Raw genomic sequence first — 23,726 nt, forward strand, 5'->3', positions numbered from 1 at the left:
TGTCGAAAAACCGTCCCAGGCCCGGCTCCGCCATCAGAATGGCAATACCCCGGTCCACGCGGGTAATGCGCAGCCACTGCTGGTAGAGCGTGGGATTGGACGAGCGCTCGCCCTGCGGGTTCAGCCGCTCGGTGTTGAACGGGCCGTCCTCCTGGTAATGGGCGGCACAGAACTGGCTGATCTGATGGATGATCTCGTCCCGCCAGGCCATCTTGTGCTGCCGGTCCCGGGCGGCGTCCACCAGGTCACTGATGTTGTGCCAGTGGGGCAGTTCACTCAGTGTTTTCACCACTTTCAGCAGGTTCTGGTAGTTGCCGGGATAGTCCAGCTCGGCCGCCGCCCGGGTCAGGTGCTCCGCCTGGATGTCACCATTCTGCCAGCGCTGCAGATAATGGCTGGGGGGCATCAGGGAGTGGATATAGGCCAGCGATGACAGGCGCGCGGCCACCTCGTCGATGGGCTGCTCGCGCATGGCCCACAGCGGGTTGACGGCAATCATGCGGTCCAGCGGCCAGTTGGGGGCGATGCTGGAACAAGCGCGATCCAGAGCCTGCTCTTGCGCCGTGGTCAGCAGTCGGGCTTGCTCGGTGGTGTCGGGCTCCCGGGTCAGTGGGGCGGACGTCTTCTCGAACGCGGTCATAGCAAACCCTCCTCAGAGATGGGGTGTAACTGCTTGGGGCGCGCCCGGGTCGGGAGCCGGTGCGGCCAGAGTTTGAGCGTGGTTTTGGTGACCCATTCATCCAGATAGAAACCGGCGTAAAGCGCTACCGCCAGCCGCTGGACTGCGGGCCGGTGGGCACCGTGGCGCAGCAGCGCATAGGCCATGGACAGCGCGGCGAACAGGGTGCTCATCCACAGGTCCGCCCACAGTGGGGTGGCCCGAGGGTAGTCGGGGAAAAACAGGCCAAACAGGGTTTTCAGACCGAAGTAGACGGCGGCCAGCACGACCGCCAGGGCAGCGAAGCGCAGCAGTGAGCCAGCGCTGAGCCGGCTGTCGCGCTCGGCCATCAGGGTGGTCAGTGCCAGGGCGAGCAGCACCCAGGGGCTGAAGGTCTCCGGCCAGGCCAGGCCGAGGCCATAGTGACCCGCAGACAGCAGCCCGGCCACCAGCAGAACACTGCACAGCCCGGCGCCAAGCCACTGGCCGATCGGAGGCGTACGGGCCGGGGCCAGCCGCCGCTGCCGGTCCTGAACGACGGCCTCTCCAGAGCTGAGGAAGGCGTAGGCCTTGTAACAGGAGTGGGCCAGTAGGTGCAGCAGCGCCAGTTCCACCAGGCCCAGGGCGATTTCCACCAGCATCAGGCCCATCTGGGCGCTGGTGGACCAGGCCAGGCGGACCTTGATGCTGATGCGGGTCATCATCACCAGGGCGGCCAAAACACTGCTCAGGCCCGCCACGACCAGCAGCAGGGCCTGTGCCGGAGCGGACTGCAGCACCAGCGGGGCAAACATCAACAGCAGGTAACCACCCAGATTGATGACCCCGCCGTGCAGGGTGGCGGACACCGGGGTGGGGGCTTCCACCACCTGAATCAGCCAGCCGTGCAGCGGCAACTGGGCGCATTTGATCAACGCGGCCATCGCCAGCAGGCCGGCTGCCAAGTGCTCGGTCAGGGTCAGGGATGCCGGCTCGGCATAGGCGGCGACGATGGTGCTGATGTGCCCGGTACCGTGGTGCAGGTACAGCAGCGCAAAGGCACTCAGGGCGCACAGCTCGGCAGCCCGGGCAAACAGGAACTTCTTGTGGGCCGCCAGCGCGGCGCGCGGGCGCTCGGGGTAGAACATCAGCAATTGGTGCATGGCCAGGCTGATGCCCAGCCAGGCCGCCAGAAACAGGAGTAAGTGGTCACTAAGCACCGCGACACTGACGGCGGCGAACACCGCCTGCACCAGAGCGGCGAAGCGGGTCTGGCGAGGCTCCCCCTGAAGATATTGGGCGCTGTAACGGACCACCACAAAGCCGATGAAGCTCACCAGCGTCAGCATCACCAGGTTGAGTGGGGCGGACTGCCAGAATCCGGCCTCAGCGCCCGGAACCAGCGCCCAGGCCAACAGACCGATGGCCAGTAGCAGCGCGCTGGATGTGGAAACTTTGGCGAGGCGCCAGGCCGGGTCGGGGCTTGCCTGGCGGGCACTGAATGCCGCTCCCAGGGCCAGCAGTAGGGGAACGGCGCTCAGTAGCAGGGTGGGGAGGGCTTCACTCCAGTTCATGCATCGACTCCACAGTCATCATCTTTGAGTCCGTAAACGGTTGAGGCGGAGTATCCCTTTGGTGGTAATTTAAGTAAAATAGATATAAATGTATCAAGCGTTCTATAAAAGCGAACGGTTAAGGGGCGCTCCACGCATGAGCCGGTTGAACTACCATCATCTGTACTACTTCTGGCGAGTGGCCAGTGAGGGCAAACTGACACGGGTAGCCGAGCAGCAGCACGTTTCCCAGAGCGCCCTGTCGGCCCAGATCCGCCAGTTGGAAGAGCGCATGGGAAAGCCCCTGTTCGAGCGGCGCAACCGTAAGTTGGTGCTCACTGAGGCCGGGCGTCAGGTGTTCAATTACGCCGAGGTGATTTTCACCAAAGGTGAGGAGCTGGAGTCCCTGATCAGCCGGGGCATCGAGCCGGAGCAGCAGACGATTCGCATTGGCATGCTCTCGACCATGTCCCGTAATTTCATTGAGTCCTTCATCGAGCCCTTGCTGGCTCGCAATGAGCGCGATGTGAGTTTCAGTCTGCACGCCATGGGGATGACCAATCTGCTCAACGGCCTGGCCCGACACGAGCTGGATGTGGTGCTGACCAACACCCAGATACAGCCCTCCGGGGCACCGGCGGTGGCCTGGCAGAGCCAGCTTTTGGCGCGCCAGCCGTTGTCTATCATCGGTCCGGTTGAACTGGACCCGGAGGCTTCGTTTCCTCAGGGGTATCAAGGGTTGCGCTGGGTGCTGCCTGGGGCTAACCAAGAAATTCGCCGGGGGTTCGACGCCCTGTGTAGCCTGCATCAGTACCAGCCGGACATTCTCGCCGAAGTGGATGATATGGCCATGCTGCGCCTGTTAGCGCGGGATAGCGGGGCCGTTACCGTACTGCCCGAGGTAGTGGTGAAAGACGAGCTGCAGCAGGGCCGCCTGCGCCGCTACGAGCGCCTCCCCAATCTGTTCGAGAACTTCTTCGCCATCACCCTGCCCCGGGAGTTTATGCCCAGCCTGGTGTCCGAACTCCTGTCCCGGTCGCTGAAAGACCTGGCTTAGCCTGGGCTTGGGCGCAGTGGTATCCTGTGCGTCCGCCCCACGAAAGGATGACGCTGCGCATGCGCTGGTTGTACACACTGCTGCTCTATCTGCTCACGCCCCTGTTGCTGCTGCGGCTGCGCCTGCTCGCCCGGCGCAACCCGGCCTGGGGGCAGCGCTGGGGGGAGCGGTTTGGCCGGGTCCCGCCTCAGGAGACCGGCCGTACCCTGGTGTGGCTGCACACCGCCTCGGTGGGTGAAGTGTTGGCGGCCGCGCCGGTGGCCCGAGCGCTGCTGCAGGAGCCCGGTCTGCAACTGCTGATGACCACCACCACGCCCACCGGTGCCGACCGGGTCGCGGCCCTGTTTGGCGATCAGGTTCAACACGTTTATGCGCCCTTTGATCTGCCGGGCAGCGTGCGCCGGTTTCTGGACCGGGTGCAGCCCCGTCTGTATCTGATGATGGAAACCGAACTTTGGCCCAACACTCTGGCCGCCTGTCGGGCACGGGAAATTCCCGGTGTACTGATCAACGGTCGGCTCTCGGAAAAGTCCGCCCGGGGCTATCAGCGCTTTGCGGGCCTGACCCGACCCATGCTTCAGGGCCTGACCGAGGCCGGTATCCAGAACCGGGCGGACGCCGAGCGCTTTCAGGACCTGGGGCTGCGCCCGGATGCCACCCACATCACCGGCAGTATCAAATTTGACCTGACCCTGGATGACAGCGTCCGGGAACGCGCAGCGGCGCTGCGAACCCAGTGGCAAGGCAACCCGGCGCGTCCCATCTGGATCGCCGCCAGCACTCACGACGGCGAGGACGGCCCCCTACTGGAGGCGTTTGCCCAAGTGCGCGCGCAAACCACCAGCAACCCACTGCTGGTGTTGGTGCCCCGTCACCCCGAGCGCTTTGACTCGGTGGCCGAATTGAGCAACGAGCGCGGTTTCGTCACCGCCCGGCGCATTACCGGAGAGGCCCCGGGAGCGGATGTTCAGGTACTGGTGGGCGATGTCATGGGCGAACTGCTGACCCTGTATGGCGCCAGCGACATCGCCTTTGTGGGCGGCTCACTGATCGACAACGGCGGCCACAACCTGATCGAACCCGCTGCCTGGGGCCTGCCGATTCTGAGTGGCCCCAGCCTGTACAACTTTGCGGAAGTGTCGGACCTGCTGAAAGAAGCGGGCGCCTTACAGGTCGTTGAAAACGCGAAGGATCTGGCGGGGCAGGTGATCAGCCTGATCGAAACCGAGGAGCTGCGCACGGTGCGGGGCCAGGCGGCCAGAGAGGTGGCGGAAGCCAACCGCGGGGCTTTGGAGAAAACCTTGGCGTTGATTCGGCGGTATTTGTAGGGGGGCTAATCCTCCCCCCAACGCGGCATCAAATCCTGTTCAATTCCCAACTGATCCAACACCCGCGCCACAATAAAATCCACCAACTCCTCAATCCGGGTCGGCTGCATATAAAACCCCGGACTGGCCGGCACCACCACCGCGCCCATCCGGGTCAACTTCAACATATTCTCCAGATGCACCTCGGAATAAGGCGCCTCCCGGGGCACCAGAATCAACTGCCGCCGCTCCTTCAGCGCCACATCCGCCGCCCGCTCAACCAGATTATTACTGGCCCCGTGGGCGATGGCCGACAACGACCCACCACTGGCCGGACAAATCACCATCGAACTGGGCGAACTCGACCCCGACGCCACCGGCGAAAACCAGTCCTCCCGGGAAAACAACTGCAACTGTTCATCCTCAGCGCCAAACATCTGACTGAGCAGCAACTGCTGCTCCTCCAGATCGCTCGGCAACTCGACATTGGTCTCCGTGCGAATCACCACCTCCGCCGCACTCGACAACAGCAGATACACACGACAATCCGCCGCCAGCAGACACTGCAACAGCCGCAAACCATATTGCGCCCCGGAAGCGCCGGTCATGGCCAGGGTGACGGTACGTTGGTAGTCCATAGTGGGTCCTCGTCAATTAGTGGTTGTGGCAATGTGGTATCCGTAGGTCGGATTAGCGCGCAGCGCGTAATCCGACGCGTGGCCGGGCAATGTAATCTGTCGGATTACGCGCTGCGCGCTAATCCGACCTACGCGACGGGAGGTGCGCTCCCTCGACCGGACTTTCCGCTACAAATTACAACGCATGCCGATTCAACTGATTCACCAACTTCTGATGAATCCCATCAAACCCGCCATTACTCATAATCACAATATGACTGCCGCTCTCCGCCAACGACAGCGCCCCGTGAATCAACTCATCGATAGTGTGCTCCAACTGCGCGGGCACCGAACTGTGATTCACCAGCTCATCGAGATCCCAATCACTATGGCTGGGCTGATACCACAATACCGCATCGGCATCACTGAAACAGTTTTTCAGCGCCTCCCGGTGCACACCCAGGCGCATGGTATTCGAGCGCGGCTCAATCAGCGCGATGATCTTCTCATCCCCCACCTTGGCCCGCAGCCCGGCCAGAGTGGTCTTGATCGCCGTCGGGTGATGGGCAAAATCGTCGTACACCCGAATACCGTGCACGTCCGCCAGGCACTCCATCCGGCGCTTGACTCCCTTGAACGCCGCCAGCGCCTGAGCGCCGATTTCAGGCGTTACTCCCACATGCCGGGCCGCGATCAGCGCCGCCAGGCCATTCATCACATTGTGCTCGCCGGTATGTTCCCAGTTCACCGTCGCAATGGCGGCGCCCTCGTGCCATACCTCAAACGCGCTGCCGTCGGCGGCGGTCAGTTTCACCTGCCAGTCACCTTCGGCGCCCAGGGTTTCCCGGGGCGTCCAGCAGCCCTGATCTAACGTCTGTTCAATGGCCTCGACCCCGGCGGGACTGACAATCAGCCCCGTGCCCGGCACCGTGCGCACCAAGTGATGAAACTGGCGTTGAATCGCCGCCAGGTCCGGGAAAATGTCGGCGTGGTCGTACTCCAGGTTATTGATGACCAGCGTGCGGGGGCGGTAGTGAACGAACTTGGAACGCTTGTCGAAAAAGGCGCTGTCGTACTCGTCCGCTTCCACCACAAAAAACGGCGTCTCGCCCAAGCGCGCGGACTGGGGGAAATTCTGGGTCACCCCGCCAATCAGAAAACCCGGCGCCATATGGGCGTATTCCAGAATCCAGGCCAGCATACTGGCGGTGGTGGTTTTGCCGTGGGTGCCCGAGACCGCCAGCACCCACTTGCCCGGCAGCACTTGTTCGCGAAGCCATTCCGGGCCGGAGGTATAGGGCAGGCCCTTATCCAGCACCGCCTCCACCTCCGGGTTGCCCCGGCTCAGGGCGTTGCCGATCACCACCAGATCCGGCGCGGGCTCAAGGTGCTCGGGGCTGTAGCCTTCCAGCAGCTTAATGCCCGCCGCTTCCAACTGGGTGCTCATGGGCGGGTAGACGTTGGCGTCACTGCCGGTGACGGTGTGCCCCAGCTCCCGCGCCAGCAGCGCCAGGCTGCCCATGAAGGTGCCGCAAATCCCGAGAATGTGAATGTGCATAAGTGCGTCGCTTGTCCGGTTCAAAAGCGACAGTTTACGCGTTCGGCCTGTCCGGGAGTAGGCTTGTTGGGCCAGCCCGCTGCGAATCTATTTCCACAGTGCATCCAGTCGTGCGTCCCGGCCGCAACGGTAGCGGTAGTATTTATAGCGCACGGGATTTTTCTGGTAGTAATTCTGGTGGTAACCCTCCGCTTTATAGAACGCCGTGGCCTCGGTGATTTCGGTGACCACCGGCTTTTCAAAGCGTTCCTCCACCTCGGCTTTGGTCGATCGGGCCAGGGCTTCCTGCTCATCGTTCAGGTAAAAGATCCCGGCCCGATAGGAGTCACCCCGGTCGCAGAACTGACCACCGGCATCCAGAGGATCAATATTGCGCCAGAAAATCTCCAGAAGCGCTTGATAGTCCACCTTGGACGGGTCGTAAACGATCTTGACGGCCTCAGTGTGCCCCGTGCCTCCGGCCACCACCTGCTCATAGCTGGGGTTGGCGACCGTGCCACCGGTATAACCGGAAATGGTTTCCTTCACGCCGTCCACCTCATCGTACGGCGGCTCCATACACCAGAAGCAACCGCCGGCAAAAATCGCCTCGGCCGTGTCGTCGGCCCAGAGGGTGGGGCTGGCAATAATCAAAAAGAGTGCAAGCAGACGCATGGTGCCTCCTGTCGAAAGATAGAATCAGTACTGTGGACAATAGATACGACGCAATTACGCCCTTGGCCCATAGTCAAGCTTAACGGCATGCGCTACCATGCAGGTTAATGTCAATAAAACCATAACAACCGTTGGAGGCTTCCATGTCCTCGCGCGTCATTGCCCTGATACTGGTATTTCTATTCAGTCCCCCTCTGCTCACGGCCTGTGGCAGCAGTTCTGGTGGTGGCTCGACGCCGCCTACCGAGAACCCAGAACCGCAGCCCGAACCAGAGCCAGAGCCTGAACCTGAACCTGAACCAGAGCCCGACCCTGACGGCGATACCCTCGATCAAGGTGAGTTGGTGATCACCTCTTCGCCCGCCACCGACTACAGCTTCTGGGAAGGCGACAACGACGGTGAGCCGGTCGGCCGCGCGGAAACCGTGGCGGCGGACCACTCCGGTTTCACCCGGGCGGTGCGCATTCACGCCGAGAATCCCCCGGGCGCGTTTTTCAATGGTCAGTTGCAGTACCCCATTCTCCGGGCCACGGCCGAAGGCGATGTGATGCTGATTCGCCTCTATATGCGTTCAGTCAGTACCACCGATGAAACCGGCGCGACCTTCGCCACCGCCTTCCTGGAAGGTCCGGGACCGGACTACACCAAATACGCCGAACGGGAAATCACCAGTACTGGAGACTGGCAGGCCTATGACATTCCGCTGGAAATGTCCGGGGCCGAGGCCGCCAACGACCTGATCCTGAAGATCGGTTTTGGTGGTGGTGACCGCCCCCAGAGCTTCGACATTGGCGGCGTGGAAGTGCTGCATTTCGGGCAGAGCCTGGCGGTGGACGACCTGCCCCGAACCGAGCTGAGTTACGGCGGCCGGGAGGCGGATGCCGACTGGCGCGATGAAGCCGCCGCCCGCATTGATGAGCACCGCAAAGGGGATTTCACCGTGCGGGTACTGGACGGTGAAGGTCAGCCGGTCGAGGGTGCCGAGGTGGCGGTCGAGATGACCCGCCATGCCTATCACTTTGGCTCGGTGACCGTCGGCCACATTCTCATGGGCGAGGGCGAAGATAACGAAATCTACCGGGAAAAGGTGCTGGAACTGTTCAATCAGAGCGGCCCGGAAAATGACCTGAAATGGGCGCCCTGGGCGGGCGAGTGGGGTGAAGACTTCAGCCAGCAGACCACCATCGATGCGCTTCAGTGGCTCAAGGATAACGACTTTTACACCCGGGGCCACGTCATGGTATGGCCGTCCAAGCGCAACCTGCCCAACCTGATTCAGGAGTACCTGCCGGAAGGTGAGCCGGAAAACGCCGATCCGGAAGCAAAGCAGATCGTCCTCGATCATATCGACGATATCGCCAGTGCCACGGCGAATGTGTTGGATGAGTGGGATGTGCTCAACGAACCCTATGACAACCACTACCTGATGGACGCCTTTGGCGACGAGGTGATGGTCGACTGGTTTGAACGGGCGCGCCTGAACCTGGCCCACCACAAGCTCTACATCAACGATTACTCCATTCTGTCCGGCGGTGGACGCGACGCCGCCCATCAGGATCACTACCAGCAGACCATCCAGTATCTGGTTGATCAGGAAGCGCCCATCGACGGCATCGGTATGCAGGGCCACTTTGGTCCCTCGCCCACCGCCATTCCCCGGGTACTGGAAATCCTGGACCGCTTTCACGAGGCCTTTCCCGAGCTGACCATCCGGGTGACCGAGTTCGATATCAACACCACGGATGAAGCGCTGCAGGCGGATTACACCCGGGATTTCCTAACCGCCGTGTTCAGTCATCCGGCTACCGTAGGGGTGCAGAAGTGGGGCTTCTGGGCGGGCGCCCACTGGACGCCGGATGGTGCCATGTATACCGAAGACTGGCGGGAAAAACCCAACGCCGTCGCCTGGAAAGACGCCATTTTCAATGACTGGTGGAACGACTTTACCGGTGCCACCAATGGCGATGGGGAGTTCAGCGGGCGTGGTTTCTATGGCGAGTATCAGGTAACAATCAATGGCCAAGTCGAACAGACCATTGAGCTGTTACCCGGTGAAACCGCCGAGTTCGAATTCACTATCGGAGAATAACCGGCTCAGTCCGCTTCGCAGCGACAACCGGCGCTGGCCGAGCACACCTTCTTCTGCCCGTCAGGGCAGAGGGGCTCGGCGGGGTCGCGATAGGGTGGAGCGGGTTCAGGCGTGTTGCCTTTGTCTTCAAACTGCTCGCCAATGGCCCGAAATGCCGCCATGTCGGCTTTCTGCGCTTTGCGCTCGACGGTTTCCCGGCCCGGGCAGTCGATATGAGATTTGTCGCAGTGGCGGTCCAGGTATTGGTCCGTCACAAGTTGCGCGCATCCGGTCAAACCAGACAACAGGATTACGAACAAGAGTCCCGCTTGGTACTTCATGTCACCGCTCCGTTTTGGTGAATCAATGATCCGCGAACCCGCCATTGCGGAAACACGCTGTCAGTGTAGCAGAGCGCACTCAGGCTCCGATGATCAGATACAGACCAATGACGCCAAGCAACGTCCCGCCGCTTCGCTGCGCCGGGCGCTCGAACCGCTTCATCAATGTTGCCTGCGTTATCCGATGGGCGCCGTAGGCATAAGCCAGTTTGGTGCCGCCCACCGCCAGGATGGTAATGGCCATCACCACGCCCAGCCCCTGAACGGTAATCCGGGATAGATCGACAAACGCCGGAAACAGGCTGGCGTAAAACACGATGGCCTTTACATCCGCGAGTGTGATCAGCAGTCCCGTCAGCGTATCGCGCCACAGGCGTACCGGCGTGGAGGCCATTGGGCGGTTCGCGGATTGCGGCGCGGCACGCCAGCAACACCAGCCCAGATAGATCAGGTAGCCGCCGCACGCGAGCCGCACCCAGTAGAAGGCACCACTCAGTGACTCCGCCAGGGCGCTCATACCCAGTAACGCCAGACACACAAACAGCAGATCGCCCAGCACAATGCCCGCCGTGACGGCGGCGCCTGCTGCAAGCCCCGAGGCGGCCGACCGGGTTAATACCAGTGCCACGCTGGTACTGGGTAGGGCGGCCAGCGTCACCAGAGTGACAAATAACAGTAACGCGCCGGTCGGGGTCATTGCTTGGGGTGGGCCTCGGTTTCGAAGCGGCCCTCCTCCCGGTACTCAAAGACGGTGTCGTTGTGGTCTGCGCCAAGTTGGCTGATAAGGACGGGTTTCCCGTCCGACGAAATATGAAGGTCGCCAATGCCTGCATTATTCCATAGCCGCTCCCCCAGATCCCGACCCCGTGGCAATCGAGGGCTTACCCGCATTCGCCGGCGCTTGGTGAACCAGTTCAGCGGGGACAGGGGGCTGTACAACCAACGGTTGAGGCGGTCCAGCCATTCGAGCAATCCATGGGGAAACTCGTTCTTGATGCCGCTGCTGGTTATTTGCCAAATGTGAGGGCCATTCTGCTTGTGTCGTAAGCGAACATCGTAGGCAAATGAGTAGTGCACATCGCCAGAGACAATCATGAAATGTTTGGGCGTTCGCGAATGCCCAAAAATATTGAGCAGTACATTGGCCGCCCCACGATGAGCCATCCAGTTTTCCGCGTCGACCAGCAGTGGTTTGCCAAACCAGGTGAATACCTGTTGAATCATCTCGATCAGTTTAACGCCGAATATGGGGGCCGGTGACACAACCAGCACGGACTCCTCCCCCATGACCGACTGCTGAAAGTCGGTAAGTGACTCCCAGTCCATCAGGCCAGAGGGATGTCCCGGTCTGATCTCGCTACGCCACCGATGCGTTCTTGTATCCAAGACAATGATTTTGGGCTTCGTGTCCAGCGTGAAGTGCCAATGACCAAACGCCAACAACCGATCAATCAGCGCATTCTGCTGCTCTTTGTCCAGGGTATGAGTTTGTGGGCTGGATTCGAACAGATCCTGGCAAGTGGGCATGAGCTCGGAAACGTGCTCGGGTCGGTTTCCCCAGCCCTGGCAGAGCAGATATCCCAGTAAAGCGTTGCCAATAATCCGCCGGGAAAACGGGTGCTCATAGGCGGTCTGCTCCCATAATGCTGACAGATTCCAGTCATCGGTTACATCATGGTCATCAAAAATCATATAGACGGGGATGTTGGCCAGCGCACGTGCCGCCTGAGGCAGTGTTTCCCGAAATGCCTCAATGTTCACCTTCTCGTCACGGTAGCGGGACAGCTCGGGTTCACGACTCACCGGCTCAATCGATGAAACCAGTGCCCAAGGTGCGGGAGACCAAACCAGCAAATACATTGCGAATACTTCCGCGAACGAAATCAGGTGATTGCCCGCGTGTGCTGTGGTGAATACGGGTTTGCGGACACCACCGAAAAACCGTTCGGCCAGACTCTCGTTGGATTGAGTGCTGGGCAGCAATTTTTCCCGATGGTAGTAACCATGTGCTAGCGACCCCAACTCGGCGCTGGAGTCGACAGAGGCGCCTTCCAATTGCTCCTCATACAGGCCCAGTCGTTGAATAACGCAATGTATGGCGTGCAGCATGGGGCCGGCAACGTCATCGACGTAGACCTGATCGCCGGTCAGCATCAGAAGCGCGGGAGGGCTTCCTTCCTCCCTTGCTTTCTGTAACTCGTGATCCACTCGAGCAAGGCCATCCCGGGCCTTGTGGTGAGGGCGACGGCAAGAGCCGTGAAGCACTCGTGTGGCTCGCGAACAGAGCGTGAACCCGGGGGTCAGGTCGCCCCTGTAACACAAGTGGGGCGCCCAGTCCGCTATCCACCTGGGCTCCTCTGCCGGGTCGCTCGAAAGGCCCACATCGTAAGACAATCGCGTGTCGGTCGGTAACGGTGTATCCAGGGACAGCTCTATCAAGTAGAGCCAGGCGTGCTGACCGACGCGCAGTACTTGCTGCTCAGAGGGGTGTACCTCTCGATCAAGATACTGACCTTCTGAATCGGAGAGGCGGACCCTGAGGCACAGTTGCCGACGTGCGACCAGCCAGAGCGTCAGGCGGTCGGTAGTGCAACGGCGTAGCACGGGCCCCGCCAGCACCTCAGGGATACTTCGGTGATCATTATTTGGCAGGCTGCCCATTAAACGAGACTCCAATCCACCCAATCGATAGTGACAGTTTACTGACAAGTCTGGACAGATACAGTATGTCAGGGTTCCTGTGAATATGCATTGAGTCTGCCCTTCGCGGTTGAAGCGTCAACACGGGTTTCCAGAGAATTGTAAAGATTGCGCTATCAACCAGATTTGACTGGCCACAGCCCTGGGCAGTTCGTTAGTATCGGGGCGCTAGAGAGATAATAGGAACACTCCATGTACGATATCGATCAGCTCTCCAGACACTTCCTAGGGCTGTATTTCCTCTTTATAGGGGTGCACTACACCAGCACCAGTGTTGGCCTGTGGAAGCGTACCGGCATCAGCCACATTCGCTACGGCAACCGGGGCTCCGCCACCTGGTGGTACCGGCAGACGTTCAACCTGTTCCGCGCCGCCATTCTGGGGGTGTGTCTGGCTCGTATCGTCTGGCCCATCGATCCTTGGCTCGGCGTCTTCCCCGCGCTCTATCAGGCGCCGGTGCTACTGGCCGGCATGGCAATGCTGCTGGTGTCCTACGGCATCGTCAGTTACGTCCACGCCTATATGCGCAATGACTGGCGCTCCGGTATCGACCCGGACAAACGTCAGCCGCTTCTGACTCAGGGCCCCTATGGGCTTACCCGAAATCCTCTGTTCATCGGCATCATTCTCGGTCAGTTGGGATTGTTTCTGACCTTCCCCAGCGTGTTCACCCTGCTTTGTCTGCTGGTGGGCGCCGTCGTGATCGTACTGCAGGCGCGCCGCGAAGAAGTCGCATTGGGTCGGGCCTACGGAGTCGAATATCAGGACTATCGCCTGTTGGTGCGGCGGTGGTTATAGTGACTCTGAGTGGTGAGTTTCGTGGTAATTCAAATCCGTTACAAAAAGCAGAATCCTGCAGGGTATGAATGAATACCGTCGTAATCTCCCTTGCTCAGCTTGACTCCGTTTGCCCGGGCTATTGCATAGACCATACTCGCGTGAAACAGAAAATTTGGAATAATATAGTGGTATATGAACTCGGGCTCCGGAAGGTCTACTTCAGAGAAGCCGGCTTTATCCCTCAAGTGTCTGGTAGCGTCGAGCTGTTGAGCTTCTGGAAGACCGTTCAGGTAATTTGCCGTTTCCGTTATTTGGGCTTGAATAGCCGCTTTGCCTGATTCCTCCTTGATGAAGGAGACGATTTTCCTGTTTATCAACGGGCAATACCCTCGAAGTATAAAGTTGGCCGCGATTTTGGCGTTCGTCTCCAGATTGAACATGTCGTCAGCGAGTGACGATGCGAACGTTTCCGGAGGGATCTTGGCGACTATTGTATCCAGTTGGGACAAATAGCGTTGAAACACCTTCTTGATACTATGGTTCATTGTGGTTCCTGTCGTGAATGTTCTTGGTTTTTTGGGGTGTACAGGTATTGAGCGGCTTTCTCGCTCATTCGACGGTAGTCGTGCCCCACTCCTGGTACATGGATTTTTTGCCACGTAAAGTCGGCGTCTATATCCTCGGCAATGGCTTTTGATTCGCGGTAAAAATACTGGCCGCGCGAGAAACGGTGCAACCCTTGCACGTCGAGTTTATCGTTCCGGGCAAGGTGGCCCCGGGTTTCATCGGCGTTGTCCAGCTCGCCGAGAAATACCACCAGATTTCTCGAGAACGCTATACGGTGCGTCTTTTCCGATAAGGGACTCCCTTTTAAACCAAAGGGAAACTTGACGTCGAAGTCCGGTAGTGTGTACCACCCGGCGTTGGCGGCAATTAACCGATCCGCATGGACGCTGGTACCAAACAGTGCGAACCGGTGGATTATTTGGCCACCTGCGGAGTGCCCGAACATATCGTAGCGGTCCGCATCGATTCCGAACCGCTTGCGGGCATCCAGGAAAATGCCGTCAAAATCCTTGAAAAGCCATCGTCGTGGGTTCTGAGTGATCTCGTAGCTTGCGAACCCGGTCCTGGCTTCATTGATCGTCACATTGGTAAGCATTCCCGCGATATTGTAGTTCCAGAACTCCGGGTACCGTTCCTCTGCGTAGTGTGGCGAGATGACCAGCACTCCGTATTTCTCGGATGCGGTTTTCCAGGCATCCCGGTAGTCCCATGCATTGCGTCCGGCACCGGGCAACACCAGGAGTACAGGTGAGGAGGGCGCAAAAGAGTCGGGCTGGTGGTAGTAGACCTTGAGTCGGGTTTGCTGCTGGCCAGCGCCAGATGAGTAGGTGTAGTGACCTGAACCATTGGTTACCCGCTGTTCGTTGGCACCTGTGGGGAGTGCCAAAAGCCATGTCAGGACTATCAGTATACGCATTGTACCGTTGCTCCTTATTGACCGGGTGTGCGGCGCGGCCTGAGGTCCGAGATGATCTGTTGTGCTATCTGCCACTGCCCGGCTTGTCTGACCAGGACAAAGTTCAGGGACACCCGGCGCTGATCTCCGTCGACCGCTGATCCGGGCGAGCTGTGCAACTGACTGTTGATAACAACAACCTCCCCCAAATAGTGCCTGGATACCGGACGATAGGAGGCCATGGCCTCTTGCCACTGTGCAGGAGAAAAGCCGGGGAAAAGAACGGTCTCCAGAAACACCTGGAGATTGTCCCGTCCACGAAACGTGCGGCCAAACGCATTGATCCACTCCACATCCTGCGTGTGTGAAGCGGCTACGGCGGCTGCGTCTTGATTACGCCATGCTTTTCGAAATTCGAGGATAAAGGCGTCAATCTCTTGCGTCTGCTCTTGCGGGTTGGGAATGCCGTAGTCGCGATAGTCCGGTACAGGGTAAAAGCTCTGGGCCGACGACAGCGATGCCAGTAGCAGTAAAAACGTGGTTATCAGAAGTAATTTCATTGTCGATCTCCATGCGTCAACAGTATGTGTGGACTTTCAGGCACGGGAGTAACTATCTGTTTTACATGGGAAAAAGTCTTGCCGATTTCAAAAACTTATAGCCGATTGTGAAATTGGGCCCGGTATTGCGTCGGCGTCAGCCCGGTGTGGCGCTTGAACGCGCGATTGAATGGTCCGATAGAGCCATACCCCAGATCAAGTGCGATATTCATTATGGGAGTGGAGGCGTGTTGGGGCGACGCGAGCCATTGACGAGCCTTCTGAATTCGTAGCTGATTGAGGAAACCACTGAAGTTCTGAAAGCCGAGTTGGCGGTTGATCAGGCGGCGTAGCCGGTGCTCTTTATCGCCTAGTTGGGAGGCCATGGACGCTATATCTAACTCAGGCTGCATGTAGTCGCCTCGCTCAATAAAGTCGTCCAGGGCGCGCTTCAGGTTAAGGTACTCGTGAGGAAGCGCCGTTTGAGAGCGTGTGTCGAAGCCGCTATCTGGTTCCGAGAACACCGACCCCTTATTGGTACGAAGCAGGTACACGCTAAACCACGTAACACTGGCAAAGACCAGGGTGGCGTTTGCCAGGCTGAGTGTCGCCGACTGCAGCAGTCGACCCAGCCAAAGCTGGTCGATGGCCAACATTGCACCATACGCCGCCAAAGCACCGCTGAGCATCAGTCGCAGACGGCGGCGCTTGTCCACCAGGTCATCAGACAGTCCCGTCAGGGCCGTGTATATGATGTGCGCGAGTACCAGAATGGAAAGGCCATGGTTGATTTGGTGGTAGATGCCATCACCACCCCTGAACCCAAAAAAGTAAAGATGCCAGACGATCCACAGAGCGACAAACGGGCGGGCCCAAATGGGGGTATGACGAATGGAGAATCCCTCCTGGAAAAAATACATGGCGGCCAACCAGAGCGCATAGGCCCAGGCGTCGGTCAGGAGCAGCAGTATGTTGCGGGTCATGCCGTAGGCCGCGTCTGGTACTGGCGCTGTCAGCGACAAATAGGCAATGCCGCAGGCTATGGCAGCCAGTAGCAACAACATTCCTTCACGAATTGGTTTACGATTAAGCCCGACGCCAACCAGCAGAACCAACTGCCCGGTTGTCGCAGCCCTCAATGCGAGGTCGAGTAGCGCTAGTGTTGTTAATAGCATGTCAGCCTGATTTTCTAGAGAACTTTGGCATAATGCAACTCATGCAATGTAATCCCCGTAAGCCGGGATGAAGACCTTTCTTGGCCTGATTCGATGAAGCCAAGTTTCTTATACGTCTCCTGAGCTGGTGTGTTGCCCTTGATACACCAGAGCTCAATGCATTCGAACCCTGACCGGGATGAAAACGCGATTGCCCGTTCTACAAGGCTGGTTCCGATGCCTCTTCTCCAATGCTCGGGAAGAACATTCAAAGCCCACAACTCTATTGTTTCTGGGGCCGCCTCATAGCGAGGTCTTCCGACGATGGAAAACGCTACCACCCGTCCACACTCTTCTGCTACGGATAGGGTAAAGTCAGAATTCTGATCGGCAAGCCGCGCTCTAAGCTCAGACAGGTTGTTGGCGGCGTTCAGTGATTTGAGAAACTCCTTTGGCATAAACGGCTGATAGGCCGCTCTCCAAGCAGCGACCCTTATCCGGCCAATTGCTTCCGCGTCTTTTGGTTCGGCTTCTCGAAATATCATACTATTCTGTTCGGGCGTCTAAAGTATCGGTGCGGCTATCGACTCTTCTTTCTGTCCCTATAAGCTGAAATCATCGCACAAATTGTTGTCAAGGACGCAACGACGAAACCCACAGTAGGAATGAGAAAGGCTGCAAAGAAGAGCCCTAGTCCATCGGTCATCACGCTGTATATCGAAATTGAGACAAATATGAAGGTGACCAAAAGCTCAATTGAAAGCTGGTTGGCCAGGCCTCCGTATTCGCCATCTACTGTTTTCGCCCAGTAGTGTCTAACGTTGATCCTTGGTTTCTTCATAGATGCTGGTAGCGCCCAAAGCAGGGCTCCCGTATTGGGATGATATCCTTCCTGTTAGCGGGCTTGACGATTACCACGGCGAGTCCAAACTGCCCCAAGTGCAATACCGAACGCAGCACCAAAACCTATGGCCTGTGCAATGTTTCCCGTGGCGGCGCCAAATCCTGCTCCAATAGCTATTCCTGTGGCGATACCCATTCCCATTTTGTTTCTAAAGCACACTTTGAAAAACTTGTCCATTTTGTCTCTCCCTGTTGGGCGTGAGGTACTGTTTGGCGTCTCGGTAGAGGTGCGAGCGAACTGTTAGCGCCAAACACAACGGCGCTAGCTTACGAGGAGCTGGCTACCGTAGGCAAGGTAATTCTATAGCTGGTTAAAGCTCATGGCTGATAATCCGCGTCAGGCCATAACTCATTAATTTCCTCTGCTTGAAGGTCGGCATTAAATAGCTCCCAAACAATGCCGTTTACGTCTACATCCTGCGTGAACTCTCCTGCAGATGAGTCTTCCCAGCCCAGGTGCCGCAAAGAGCCTGGATCTGCATTAGCATCTTGACGCACAGACAGATTCAGAGTGGCGGTTCGCCACAAAGCGTACTCGCCAGGGACGACCAAGCTCGGCTCAGCATTCAGTCGTTGGCTGTAATCCGCAACGGTTTCAGCGATCTTGTCAGTTGATATGGCTATATGAAGTTTCTTCACAGTATTCCCTTAATTTTTAAAACTATTGTTAGACGGAAACTTTTCCGTCTTCCGAATCTGGTTGAATTTGTACCATGCCTGAAAAGCTCCGTCACGAAACGCTTAGAATGCATCGCTATAACGAGGCTGTGGGCCTGAATCACGTCCATGGATACTTTGAGTGTGAAAATGGTTCAGGTTCAGAGCGTCCTACCTCCGCTCGCGGTGGTGAATTAGTGTGCTCGGTTATGCATTTTTACCTCCGGCAACGATTAGCTCAGAACGTACATAGGAGCGAGCCCTGTGTTTTGTGCCAGAGGTTACCGTGTGTGATTGCCCTTCGTTTAGTTCAATTGTTCCTTCCTCGGTATCAATAAATACCTTCCCGGAAAGAACAAGGAAAAATTCATCTGAGTTCTCATGAGTGTGGAAGCTGGCTTCTACGTTTTCCATTACTCGGGCTGAAATCGGTGATCCGTTGACTTCACCGATACCGATAGATGCCCAACGTTCATTCACGCTCTTTAATTGAGACAGTATATTATTCATGGCTGACTGTATGCACAACGCCCGGCTTTGGGACGGACTTTTAGCCGCGAAGCGGCGGAAAGGCCGTTCCAGCCTCGAAGGGGCGACAACAGCCGTTTGTTAAAAGGCACTACCTGGCAACCCTGTAAAGAAAGTTAGCGATATATTTTGCCCGCAATATAATAGCCAGAGAAGCGGCGAACTCTAATGCAGTAGCAAGCATGTTAGCTTTGTCGCTGTCCATCGCGGCTGAGGTCCAGTCATACGCATCCGGGTTAGAAGACAATAAATACGAGTATGTAAGCCAATAAATTGCGTCTATTGCCGCGTAAAAGAATGCGTACAAGCCTACCGTTATTACCAAAGCGACCAATATGCTAAATGTCTTTTCAGGAACGACCGAGTCCTCAGATTCCGGCGGTACTACTTTTTTGGCTATCGTAGTGGGAAACATCCAAAGTGTTATGGCAACACCCAGAGGTATCACAGCCATGATAAGGAAAAAAGCTGCCGAGGCGGGCATGCCCGAGTAAGTGTCAGTGAACACTACAGAAAGAAATGTTGCCACTTGCCTCAAAGAGTAAATGAATACAATTATCGAAAGTAGCCGAAACCCTACTGCCAAATATTGATGTACTTTCATGACTTTCCTTGACTTTTATCAATATTATTAAACGGAAACTTTCCGTCTATCACATTTGGCTGCTTTTATAACATGCCTGGAAGGCTCCGTCACTCAACGCTTAGAACGCATCGCTATAACGAGGCTGGCCTAAAATAGGGGAAGTTTCCGTGTGTGGGAGGTTATACGGAAATGTCGCTAGGCCCACTGGGTTCCGAGGGCCTGAAGGGGGCTGTGCGGTATCAATCAGTTCCCAGGTACCGCTTTCGCTTGTTCGCTTTCATATTGCTCAGATCCGCGAGGAACAGGCCATCCAGGCACTCCCCAAAATCCGAATCGACGCTGAAGGCGAGCAGGTGGTAGCCGCCCTCTTCGAACAGGGCGGGGTAGTGCTTGAACAGCACTGGTAGGGGATGGCCGGCGGTTTTGAAGCTGGTGTTCAGATGCTCGTAGGCGGCGTCGCGGTCCATGGGGACGAACAGGCGGTTGAGGGCCATGCGGCTTTGCGGGTCGATCAGGTGCGGGTGGCGGGCGCTGGCGAGGGCGGCGGGCATGGCGTAGTAGCGCTGGTGGTAGGCCACCAAAGCTTCGCGCAGGGGTTTGGGGTAGTCGGCGCTCAGGCTGACCGGTCCGATCAAATAACGGATGTCCGGGTGGTGGCGCAGGTAGGCGCCCAGGCCCTGCCAGAGGTAGTCCAGGTTGGCTTTGCCCCAGTAGTCCGGGTTGACGAAGCTGCGGCCCAGTTCCAGCGCCTGTTCCAGGTAGGGCCTCAGTGCCGGCCTTAGATGGAACAGCTCGGCGGTGTAGAGTCCTTCCAGTCCGGCTTTCGCCATCAACTCGCTGGTGACGCCAATGCGATAGGCGCCGGCGATGGCCAGGCGGTTCGGGTCCCAAAGGACGAGGTGTTGATAGCTCTGGTCGTGGCGGTCCAGGTCGCGGCGTCGTCCTGTGCCTTCGCCCACTTTGCGAAAGGCAATTTCCCGCAGTCGGCCCAGTTCGCGCATGACCGTGGGGTGTTGATCCCACTGGCAGAGCACAATGGTCTGTCCGTCCCGAGTGTGGCCGAGTTTTTGAGCCCGGGCCAGCTCCTGTTGCAGTTGCAGGGGGTGCTCCGGGTGGGCGATGGTTTTCTCGGTGACGAACAGGGTTTTCTTGCCCCGGCCGAGTTTGTACAGGTGTTTTTTAAGGCGTTGAATCAGCGGCTTGTCCGCGAGGTTTTTGGCTTCCAGAGCGCGGGCGGGAATGGGTTCGCCCACCCGGAAGCGGATTTCTGCGGAGCGTTTGTTGAACATCTCATGGGCCAGCAGGGCGGTGGCCAGGGGTTTGAACACGGCGGAGGCGCTGTAAAACAGCCAGGAATTTTTTGCCTGAATATGGACCGGCAGCAGGGGCGCGCCGCTCTTGCGGGCGAAGTGCAGAAACCCGGAGCGCCAGGCGCCGTCGCGAATGCCGGTGGGGCGTGCGCGGGAAACTTCTCCGGCGGGAAAGATGATCACCGCCTGGTCCTGCTCCAGGGCCTGGCGAATACGCTTGTAACTCTGGCGGTAGGCGCCGCCGGTCATATTGTCCAGCGGCAGCAGCAACTCGAGCAGCGGTTCAAAGGCGCTGAGCAGGTCGTTGGCGACGATTTTGACATCGGGGCGCACCCGGCTGACCAGATGAATCAGAGCCAGTCCGTCCAGCGAGCCGATGGGGTGGTTGGCGATGATCACCACCCGCCCCTGGGCGGGGATATTGTTCTGCTCGCGCTGGGGCACGCTGTAGGTAAAGTTGAAGTAATCGAAGATCCGCTCGATGAAGTCCAGGCCCCGGGCGCCCCGGTGCTCCTCCAGAAACTGATTGATGGCGCGCTCGTGGACCAGTTTGCGCAGCAGGCCCAGAGTGGGTTTGCGCAACATGGGGGCGCTGCGGGCGAAGCGCGGGAATTTGTGGTTGAGGGATTCCTCGATATTGAGCATGAACGGCTGACCTCGGTGGACTCTTCCGCCGAGGCTAGGGCCGAACTGTGACGCTCCGGTGACGGAGCGATGAAGGATTAATGACCGTCCGGGTCGGCGCCGATTAGCCGCTGTAGCTGCGCCTGCTGCTTGTCGAGCAATTGCCGGTAGGGTGCCTTGACCCCGATCAGTACACCAGTGTCAGCGTCCAGCTCAAGGTGCTGATGCAACTCGTCGTCAATCAGTTCCGGCGCGATCTCGATGCCACTGGCGCCGGGCGTTGCCGCGCTCTGCTGATCCTGGAACGCGGCGGTCAGGTCGCGGTGGGGCAGCGGGTGAATGCGCGCGGCGAGTTTCAGTTTCGGGCCCGGGTTCAGATGGGATAGCTCCCCCAGCAACTGGGCGCTACACAGAGCGCGGAACGCGCAGTCGCTGTCGCTTTCGCCAAAGAAATCGATCAGCAGGGTATCGCCCGACAGGGCGACCTGCTTGCCGCTGTACAGCGACAAGATGTTGCGCAGTTGTTGCTCGAACTGGCTCAGTTGTTGAGCGAAGCTCTCCTCGTTCAATTGACGGCTGAGGGTCTCCATATTCAGCAGTCTTAGTCGCAGGCGCAATTGGGCCGGCGGCGGGGTATCGGCCTTGTCGCCATCGTCATCCGCCGATTCGTCCGACGAGACCTGCGGGCTCTGCTCATCGGGCGTTGACTGGCCCTGAACGATCACCGGTGGCCGGCGCAGCGCGGGCAGCCAGGGCAGGGCGGCGGCCGCCAGGACCAGCAGGCTCCACAGGAGCAGAAACTGCCGGTCGGCCCCGCTCAGGGCCGGTGGAATCATGGCCACCTGCAGGTGCCCGGCGATGTTGTCGGCCAGGGCGATGGTGGCGGTGTAGCGGCGGAACTGACCGGGCTCGGCCTCACTGGGCGGGAAGCCACTCTGTACCAGCAGCCGGTTTTCCACATCGTGGATGGTGGCCCCGATCACCTGCGGGTGGCGGGTCAGCTCCTGAAGGACCACCTGCAGGCTGATCATGTCCTGGCTCAGGGTGGCGTCCACGGCGCGTTGGGCGGTGCTGCGGGCCAGGGTCTGGCCGAAGCTGTCCAGTTGCTGACTCTGGGTGTGCAGGCTCGCCCGGGCGTGTAACCCGGCGGCCAACAGGCCGAGCAGCACAATCAGGGCGGTGCCGGCAATCGGTTGCCAGTGGGGCTTGAGTCGAGCGTAGAGGGCCATGCAGATCCTTGAGTGTGGGTACCCGTAGGGGCGCCCGTTTCAAAGTCGCCTATTTTACGGGCGTTGTTCCTGTGGATGCCAGCGCGTTGGCCCGGGGATTTGATAAAGACCACAGAAACATCAACGCATGGCATCTGTCCCCGGGGAACCGGTATAATTGCCGCCCGTTCCATTCCTTATTGCCAATCAAGTGAGTCCGCGTGAAAGACATCGTACTGATCAACGTTTTCGGGGATGACAAACCCGGGGTGACCTCCTCGCTCGCGGCCGAGCTGTCCGGCTTCGGCGCCAGCATCCTGGATATCGGCCAGGCGGTGATTCACGATGATCTGGCGCTCGGCATGCTGGTGGCGCTGGAGCCCGGCCGGGCCAGGGCCGAGACGTTGCAGAGCGCCATTCGCACCCGCGCCGACGATCTCGGGGTGCGGGTACGCTTTGAGAATATCGATCACCAGCGCTATCAGGAGTGGGTGGAGCAGCAGGGCAAGCCGCGGCATATCGTGACCCTGCTCTCCCGCCAGGTGATGGCCGAGCAGATTGCCGAGCTGACGGCGGTGACCGTGCGCCACGGGCTCAATATTGACCACATTAACCGCCTGTCCGGCCGTGTGCCGCTGGATGCGCTGGATACCCACAGCAGTGCCTGTGTGGAGTTTTCCGTGCGCGGCGCGCCGGCTGACACCCAGGCGCTGCGGGCGGATCTGATGGAGCTGTCCACCCGCCTGGAGGTGGATATTGCGTTTCAGAAGGACACCCCCTACCGGCGCAATCGCCGCCTGGTGTGTTTCGATATGGACTCCACCCTGATTGAGGCGGAGGTGATCGACGAGCTGGCCAAAGCCGCCGGCGTGGGTGATGAGGTGATTGCCATTACCGAAGCGGCCATGCGCGGGGAGCTGGATTTTCAGCAGAGTTTCGCCAAGCGTCTGAGCCTGCTCAAAGGGTTGGATGAGTCGGTGCTTGAGGGCATCGCTCGCAACCTGCGTCTGACCGAAGGGGCTGAGAAGTTGATCGCCACGTTGAAAAAACTGGGTTACAAAACCGCGATTCTCTCGGGAGGCTTCGAGTACTTTGGCCGCTTTCTGCAGCAGCGTTTGGGTGTGGATTACGTGTACGCCAACGAGCTGGAGATTGTCGATGGCAAGGTGACCGGACAGGTATCGGGCACGGTGGTGGATGGCGCGCGCAAGGCGCAGCTACTCAAGCAGTTGGCCGAGCGCGAGGGCATTACCCCGGAGCAGGTGATTGCGGTGGGCGATGGCGCCAATGATCTGCCCATGTTGAACGCCGCCGGGTTGGGCATCGCGTTTCGCGCCAAGCCGTTGGTGAAGGCCTCGGCGGAGCATGCGATTTCGACCTTGGGGTTGGATGCGATTTTGTATTTGTTGGGCTTTCGGGATCGGGAGCATGGGGATTTGTCGTAGGTTGGTGACGGCGGATGTTCGGACAACGGTAACGGCG

Annotated in this window: 24 protein-coding genes; 5 read left to right on the top strand and 19 right to left on the bottom strand. The window is 58.7% G+C overall.

Annotation, left to right across the window (positions count from 1 at the left end; translation table 11 throughout):
- Both B3187_RS02230 and B3187_RS02235 read right to left on the bottom strand, forming a co-directional pair.
- The coding region (locus tag B3187_RS02230) for a putative inorganic carbon transporter subunit DabA (RefSeq protein WP_286804428.1) at window positions 1-640 on the bottom strand (640 nt) is incomplete at its 3' end.
- Window positions 637-2,211, bottom strand: coding sequence for an NADH-quinone oxidoreductase subunit L (locus tag B3187_RS02235; RefSeq protein ID WP_286804429.1), 1,575 nt, complete (start codon window positions 2,209-2,211; stop codon window positions 637-639). The genes B3187_RS02235 and B3187_RS02230, both read right to left, overlap by 4 nt.
- 136 nt (window positions 2,212-2,347) lie before the next feature.
- Between B3187_RS02235 and B3187_RS02240 the strand changes: the two genes are divergently transcribed.
- Window positions 2,348-3,247, top strand: a complete 900-nt coding sequence (locus tag B3187_RS02240) for a LysR family transcriptional regulator (protein ID WP_024461314.1) — start codon at window positions 2,348-2,350, stop codon at window positions 3,245-3,247.
- Window positions 3,248-3,306: 59 nt separating this feature from the next.
- The gene (gene waaA, locus B3187_RS02245; RefSeq protein ID WP_286804430.1) at window positions 3,307-4,575 is read left to right on the top strand and encodes a lipid IV(A) 3-deoxy-D-manno-octulosonic acid transferase; all 1,269 of its coding nucleotides are present in this window, start codon (window positions 3,307-3,309) and stop codon (window positions 4,573-4,575) included.
- A 5-nt stretch (window positions 4,576-4,580) separates the two neighbouring features.
- Here the strand turns inward: waaA and B3187_RS02250 are convergent, their stop codons facing one another.
- The 3 genes from B3187_RS02250 to msrA form a co-directional block, all read right to left on the bottom strand.
- Window positions 4,581-5,192, bottom strand: a complete 612-nt coding sequence (locus B3187_RS02250; protein ID WP_036160761.1) for a flavin prenyltransferase UbiX — start codon at window positions 5,190-5,192, stop codon at window positions 4,581-4,583.
- A 175-nt stretch (window positions 5,193-5,367) separates the two neighbouring features.
- Window positions 5,368-6,729: a UDP-N-acetylmuramate:L-alanyl-gamma-D-glutamyl-meso-diaminopimelate ligase gene (gene mpl / locus B3187_RS02255; RefSeq protein ID WP_286804431.1), complete on the bottom strand. Its 1,362-nt coding sequence runs from the start codon at window positions 6,727-6,729 to the stop codon at window positions 5,368-5,370.
- Between the two features lie 87 nt (window positions 6,730-6,816).
- Window positions 6,817-7,383, bottom strand: coding sequence for a peptide-methionine (S)-S-oxide reductase MsrA (gene msrA / locus B3187_RS02260; RefSeq protein ID WP_286804432.1), 567 nt, complete (start codon window positions 7,381-7,383; stop codon window positions 6,817-6,819).
- 143 nt (window positions 7,384-7,526) lie between these two features.
- Here msrA and B3187_RS02265 point away from each other — a divergent pair, with 143 nt between their 5' ends.
- Window positions 7,527-9,473 (top strand): endo-1,4-beta-xylanase, encoded by a 1,947-nt coding sequence (locus tag B3187_RS02265; RefSeq protein ID WP_286804433.1) that lies wholly within the window; start codon window positions 7,527-7,529, stop codon window positions 9,471-9,473.
- 5 nt (window positions 9,474-9,478) lie between these two features.
- Here B3187_RS02265 and B3187_RS02270 read toward each other — a convergent pair whose 3' ends face one another.
- The 3 genes from B3187_RS02270 to B3187_RS02280 form a co-directional block, all read right to left on the bottom strand.
- A complete protein-coding gene (locus B3187_RS02270) occupies window positions 9,479-9,793 on the bottom strand; it encodes a hypothetical protein (RefSeq protein ID WP_286804434.1) in 315 nt (104 codons plus the stop codon).
- A gap of 79 nt (window positions 9,794-9,872) precedes the next feature.
- Window positions 9,873-10,490 carry a LysE family translocator gene (locus tag B3187_RS02275; RefSeq protein ID WP_286804435.1) on the bottom strand — a complete coding sequence of 206 codons (618 nt, stop codon included), beginning with the start codon at window positions 10,488-10,490 and terminating at the stop codon, window positions 9,873-9,875.
- A complete protein-coding gene (locus B3187_RS02280) occupies window positions 10,487-12,001 on the bottom strand; it encodes an alkaline phosphatase D family protein (RefSeq protein ID WP_286804436.1) in 1,515 nt (504 codons plus the stop codon). Before B3187_RS02280 ends, B3187_RS02275 begins: the two co-directional genes overlap by 4 nt.
- A gap of 684 nt (window positions 12,002-12,685) precedes the next feature.
- On the opposite strand from B3187_RS02280, the gene B3187_RS02285 reads away from it, so the two are divergent.
- A complete protein-coding gene (locus tag B3187_RS02285) occupies window positions 12,686-13,291 on the top strand; it encodes a methyltransferase family protein (RefSeq protein ID WP_286804437.1) in 606 nt (201 codons plus the stop codon).
- A 38-nt stretch (window positions 13,292-13,329) separates the two neighbouring features.
- On the opposite strand, the gene B3187_RS02290 is transcribed toward B3187_RS02285, so the two are convergent.
- The 11 genes from B3187_RS02290 to B3187_RS02340 all read right to left on the bottom strand — a co-directional run bounded on the left by B3187_RS02290 (window position 13,330) and on the right by B3187_RS02340 (window position 22,265).
- A complete protein-coding gene (locus B3187_RS02290; protein ID WP_286804438.1) occupies window positions 13,330-13,818 on the bottom strand; it encodes a DUF1993 family protein in 489 nt (162 codons plus the stop codon).
- Entirely contained in the window at window positions 13,815-14,756 is a 942-nt protein-coding gene (locus B3187_RS02295; protein WP_286804439.1) for a hypothetical protein, read from the bottom strand. The genes B3187_RS02290 and B3187_RS02295 overlap by 4 nt, the downstream gene beginning before the upstream one ends.
- Before the next feature lie 14 nt (window positions 14,757-14,770).
- Window positions 14,771-15,295: a YybH family protein gene (locus B3187_RS02300; RefSeq protein ID WP_286804440.1), complete on the bottom strand. Its 525-nt coding sequence runs from the start codon at window positions 15,293-15,295 to the stop codon at window positions 14,771-14,773.
- 95 nt (window positions 15,296-15,390) lie between these two features.
- Window positions 15,391-16,449, bottom strand: coding sequence for an AraC family transcriptional regulator (locus tag B3187_RS02305; RefSeq protein WP_286804441.1), 1,059 nt, complete (start codon window positions 16,447-16,449; stop codon window positions 15,391-15,393).
- Window positions 16,450-16,463: 14 nt separating this feature from the next.
- Window positions 16,464-16,973, bottom strand: a complete 510-nt coding sequence (locus B3187_RS02310) for a GNAT family N-acetyltransferase (protein WP_286804442.1) — start codon at window positions 16,971-16,973, stop codon at window positions 16,464-16,466.
- A 350-nt stretch (window positions 16,974-17,323) separates the two neighbouring features.
- Complete coding sequence (locus B3187_RS02315; RefSeq protein ID WP_286804443.1) at window positions 17,324-17,509, bottom strand: hypothetical protein; 186 nt, start codon at window positions 17,507-17,509, stop codon at window positions 17,324-17,326.
- 140 nt (window positions 17,510-17,649) lie between these two features.
- Window positions 17,650-17,970: a hypothetical protein gene (locus tag B3187_RS02320; protein WP_286804444.1), complete on the bottom strand. Its 321-nt coding sequence runs from the start codon at window positions 17,968-17,970 to the stop codon at window positions 17,650-17,652.
- Between the two features lie 225 nt (window positions 17,971-18,195).
- Window positions 18,196-18,498 carry a cupin domain-containing protein gene (locus B3187_RS02325; RefSeq protein WP_286804445.1) on the bottom strand — a complete coding sequence of 101 codons (303 nt, stop codon included), beginning with the start codon at window positions 18,496-18,498 and terminating at the stop codon, window positions 18,196-18,198.
- A gap of 109 nt (window positions 18,499-18,607) precedes the next feature.
- The gene (locus tag B3187_RS02330) at window positions 18,608-19,120 is read right to left on the bottom strand and encodes a hypothetical protein (RefSeq protein ID WP_286804446.1); all 513 of its coding nucleotides are present in this window, start codon (window positions 19,118-19,120) and stop codon (window positions 18,608-18,610) included.
- 221 nt (window positions 19,121-19,341) lie between these two features.
- On the bottom strand, window positions 19,342-21,057 hold the full coding sequence (locus tag B3187_RS02335) for a lysophospholipid acyltransferase family protein (protein WP_286804447.1): 1,716 nt from the start codon (window positions 21,055-21,057) through the stop codon (window positions 19,342-19,344).
- Between the two features lie 77 nt (window positions 21,058-21,134).
- Window positions 21,135-22,265, bottom strand: a complete 1,131-nt coding sequence (locus tag B3187_RS02340; protein ID WP_286804448.1) for a hypothetical protein — start codon at window positions 22,263-22,265, stop codon at window positions 21,135-21,137.
- A gap of 200 nt (window positions 22,266-22,465) precedes the next feature.
- Here B3187_RS02340 and serB point away from each other — a divergent pair, with 200 nt between their 5' ends.
- Window positions 22,466-23,689, top strand: a complete 1,224-nt coding sequence (gene serB, locus B3187_RS02345; protein ID WP_286804449.1) for a phosphoserine phosphatase SerB — start codon at window positions 22,466-22,468, stop codon at window positions 23,687-23,689.
- The last annotated feature ends 37 nt before the right edge of the window (window positions 23,690-23,726 follow it).

This window comes from Marinimicrobium sp. UBA4209, from assembly GCF_002381585.1.
GTDB lineage: Bacteria > Pseudomonadota > Gammaproteobacteria > Pseudomonadales > Cellvibrionaceae > Marinimicrobium > Marinimicrobium koreense.

Bases quoted from the DNA above. Each gene is read 5' to 3' on its own strand.
- B3187_RS02240 (WP_024461314.1), top strand. From the start codon at position 2,348: ATGAGCCGGTTGAACTACCATCATCTGTACTACTTCTGGCGAGTGGCC.
- waaA (WP_286804430.1), top strand. From the start codon at position 3,307: ATGCGCTGGTTGTACACACTGCTGCTCTATCTGCTCACGCCCCTGTTG.
- B3187_RS02270 (WP_286804434.1), bottom strand. From the start codon at position 9,793: ATGAAGTACCAAGCGGGACTCTTGTTCGTAATCCTGTTGTCTGGTTTG.
- B3187_RS02330 (WP_286804446.1), bottom strand. From the start codon at position 19,120: ATGAAAGTACATCAATATTTGGCAGTAGGGTTTCGGCTACTTTCGATA.
- B3187_RS02315 (WP_286804443.1), bottom strand. From the start codon at position 17,509: ATGGACAAGTTTTTCAAAGTGTGCTTTAGAAACAAAATGGGAATGGGT.
- mpl (WP_286804431.1), bottom strand. From the start codon at position 6,729: ATGCACATTCACATTCTCGGGATTTGCGGCACCTTCATGGGCAGCCTG.
- B3187_RS02285 (WP_286804437.1), top strand. From the start codon at position 12,686: ATGTACGATATCGATCAGCTCTCCAGACACTTCCTAGGGCTGTATTTC.
- B3187_RS02300 (WP_286804440.1), bottom strand. From the start codon at position 15,295: ATGAAATTACTTCTGATAACCACGTTTTTACTGCTACTGGCATCGCTG.
- B3187_RS02265 (WP_286804433.1), top strand. From the start codon at position 7,527: ATGTCCTCGCGCGTCATTGCCCTGATACTGGTATTTCTATTCAGTCCC.
- B3187_RS02310 (WP_286804442.1), bottom strand. From the start codon at position 16,973: ATGATATTTCGAGAAGCCGAACCAAAAGACGCGGAAGCAATTGGCCGG.
- B3187_RS02335 (WP_286804447.1), bottom strand. From the start codon at position 21,057: ATGCTCAATATCGAGGAATCCCTCAACCACAAATTCCCGCGCTTCGCC.
- B3187_RS02295 (WP_286804439.1), bottom strand. From the start codon at position 14,756: ATGCGTATACTGATAGTCCTGACATGGCTTTTGGCACTCCCCACAGGT.
- B3187_RS02340 (WP_286804448.1), bottom strand. From the start codon at position 22,265: ATGGCCCTCTACGCTCGACTCAAGCCCCACTGGCAACCGATTGCCGGC.
- B3187_RS02250 (WP_036160761.1), bottom strand. From the start codon at position 5,192: ATGGACTACCAACGTACCGTCACCCTGGCCATGACCGGCGCTTCCGGG.
- B3187_RS02305 (WP_286804441.1), bottom strand. From the start codon at position 16,449: ATGCTATTAACAACACTAGCGCTACTCGACCTCGCATTGAGGGCTGCG.
- B3187_RS02235 (WP_286804429.1), bottom strand. From the start codon at position 2,211: ATGAACTGGAGTGAAGCCCTCCCCACCCTGCTACTGAGCGCCGTTCCC.
- msrA (WP_286804432.1), bottom strand. From the start codon at position 7,383: ATGCGTCTGCTTGCACTCTTTTTGATTATTGCCAGCCCCACCCTCTGG.
- B3187_RS02325 (WP_286804445.1), bottom strand. From the start codon at position 18,498: ATGAATAATATACTGTCTCAATTAAAGAGCGTGAATGAACGTTGGGCA.
- B3187_RS02290 (WP_286804438.1), bottom strand. From the start codon at position 13,818: ATGAACCATAGTATCAAGAAGGTGTTTCAACGCTATTTGTCCCAACTG.
- B3187_RS02275 (WP_286804435.1), bottom strand. From the start codon at position 10,490: ATGACCCCGACCGGCGCGTTACTGTTATTTGTCACTCTGGTGACGCTG.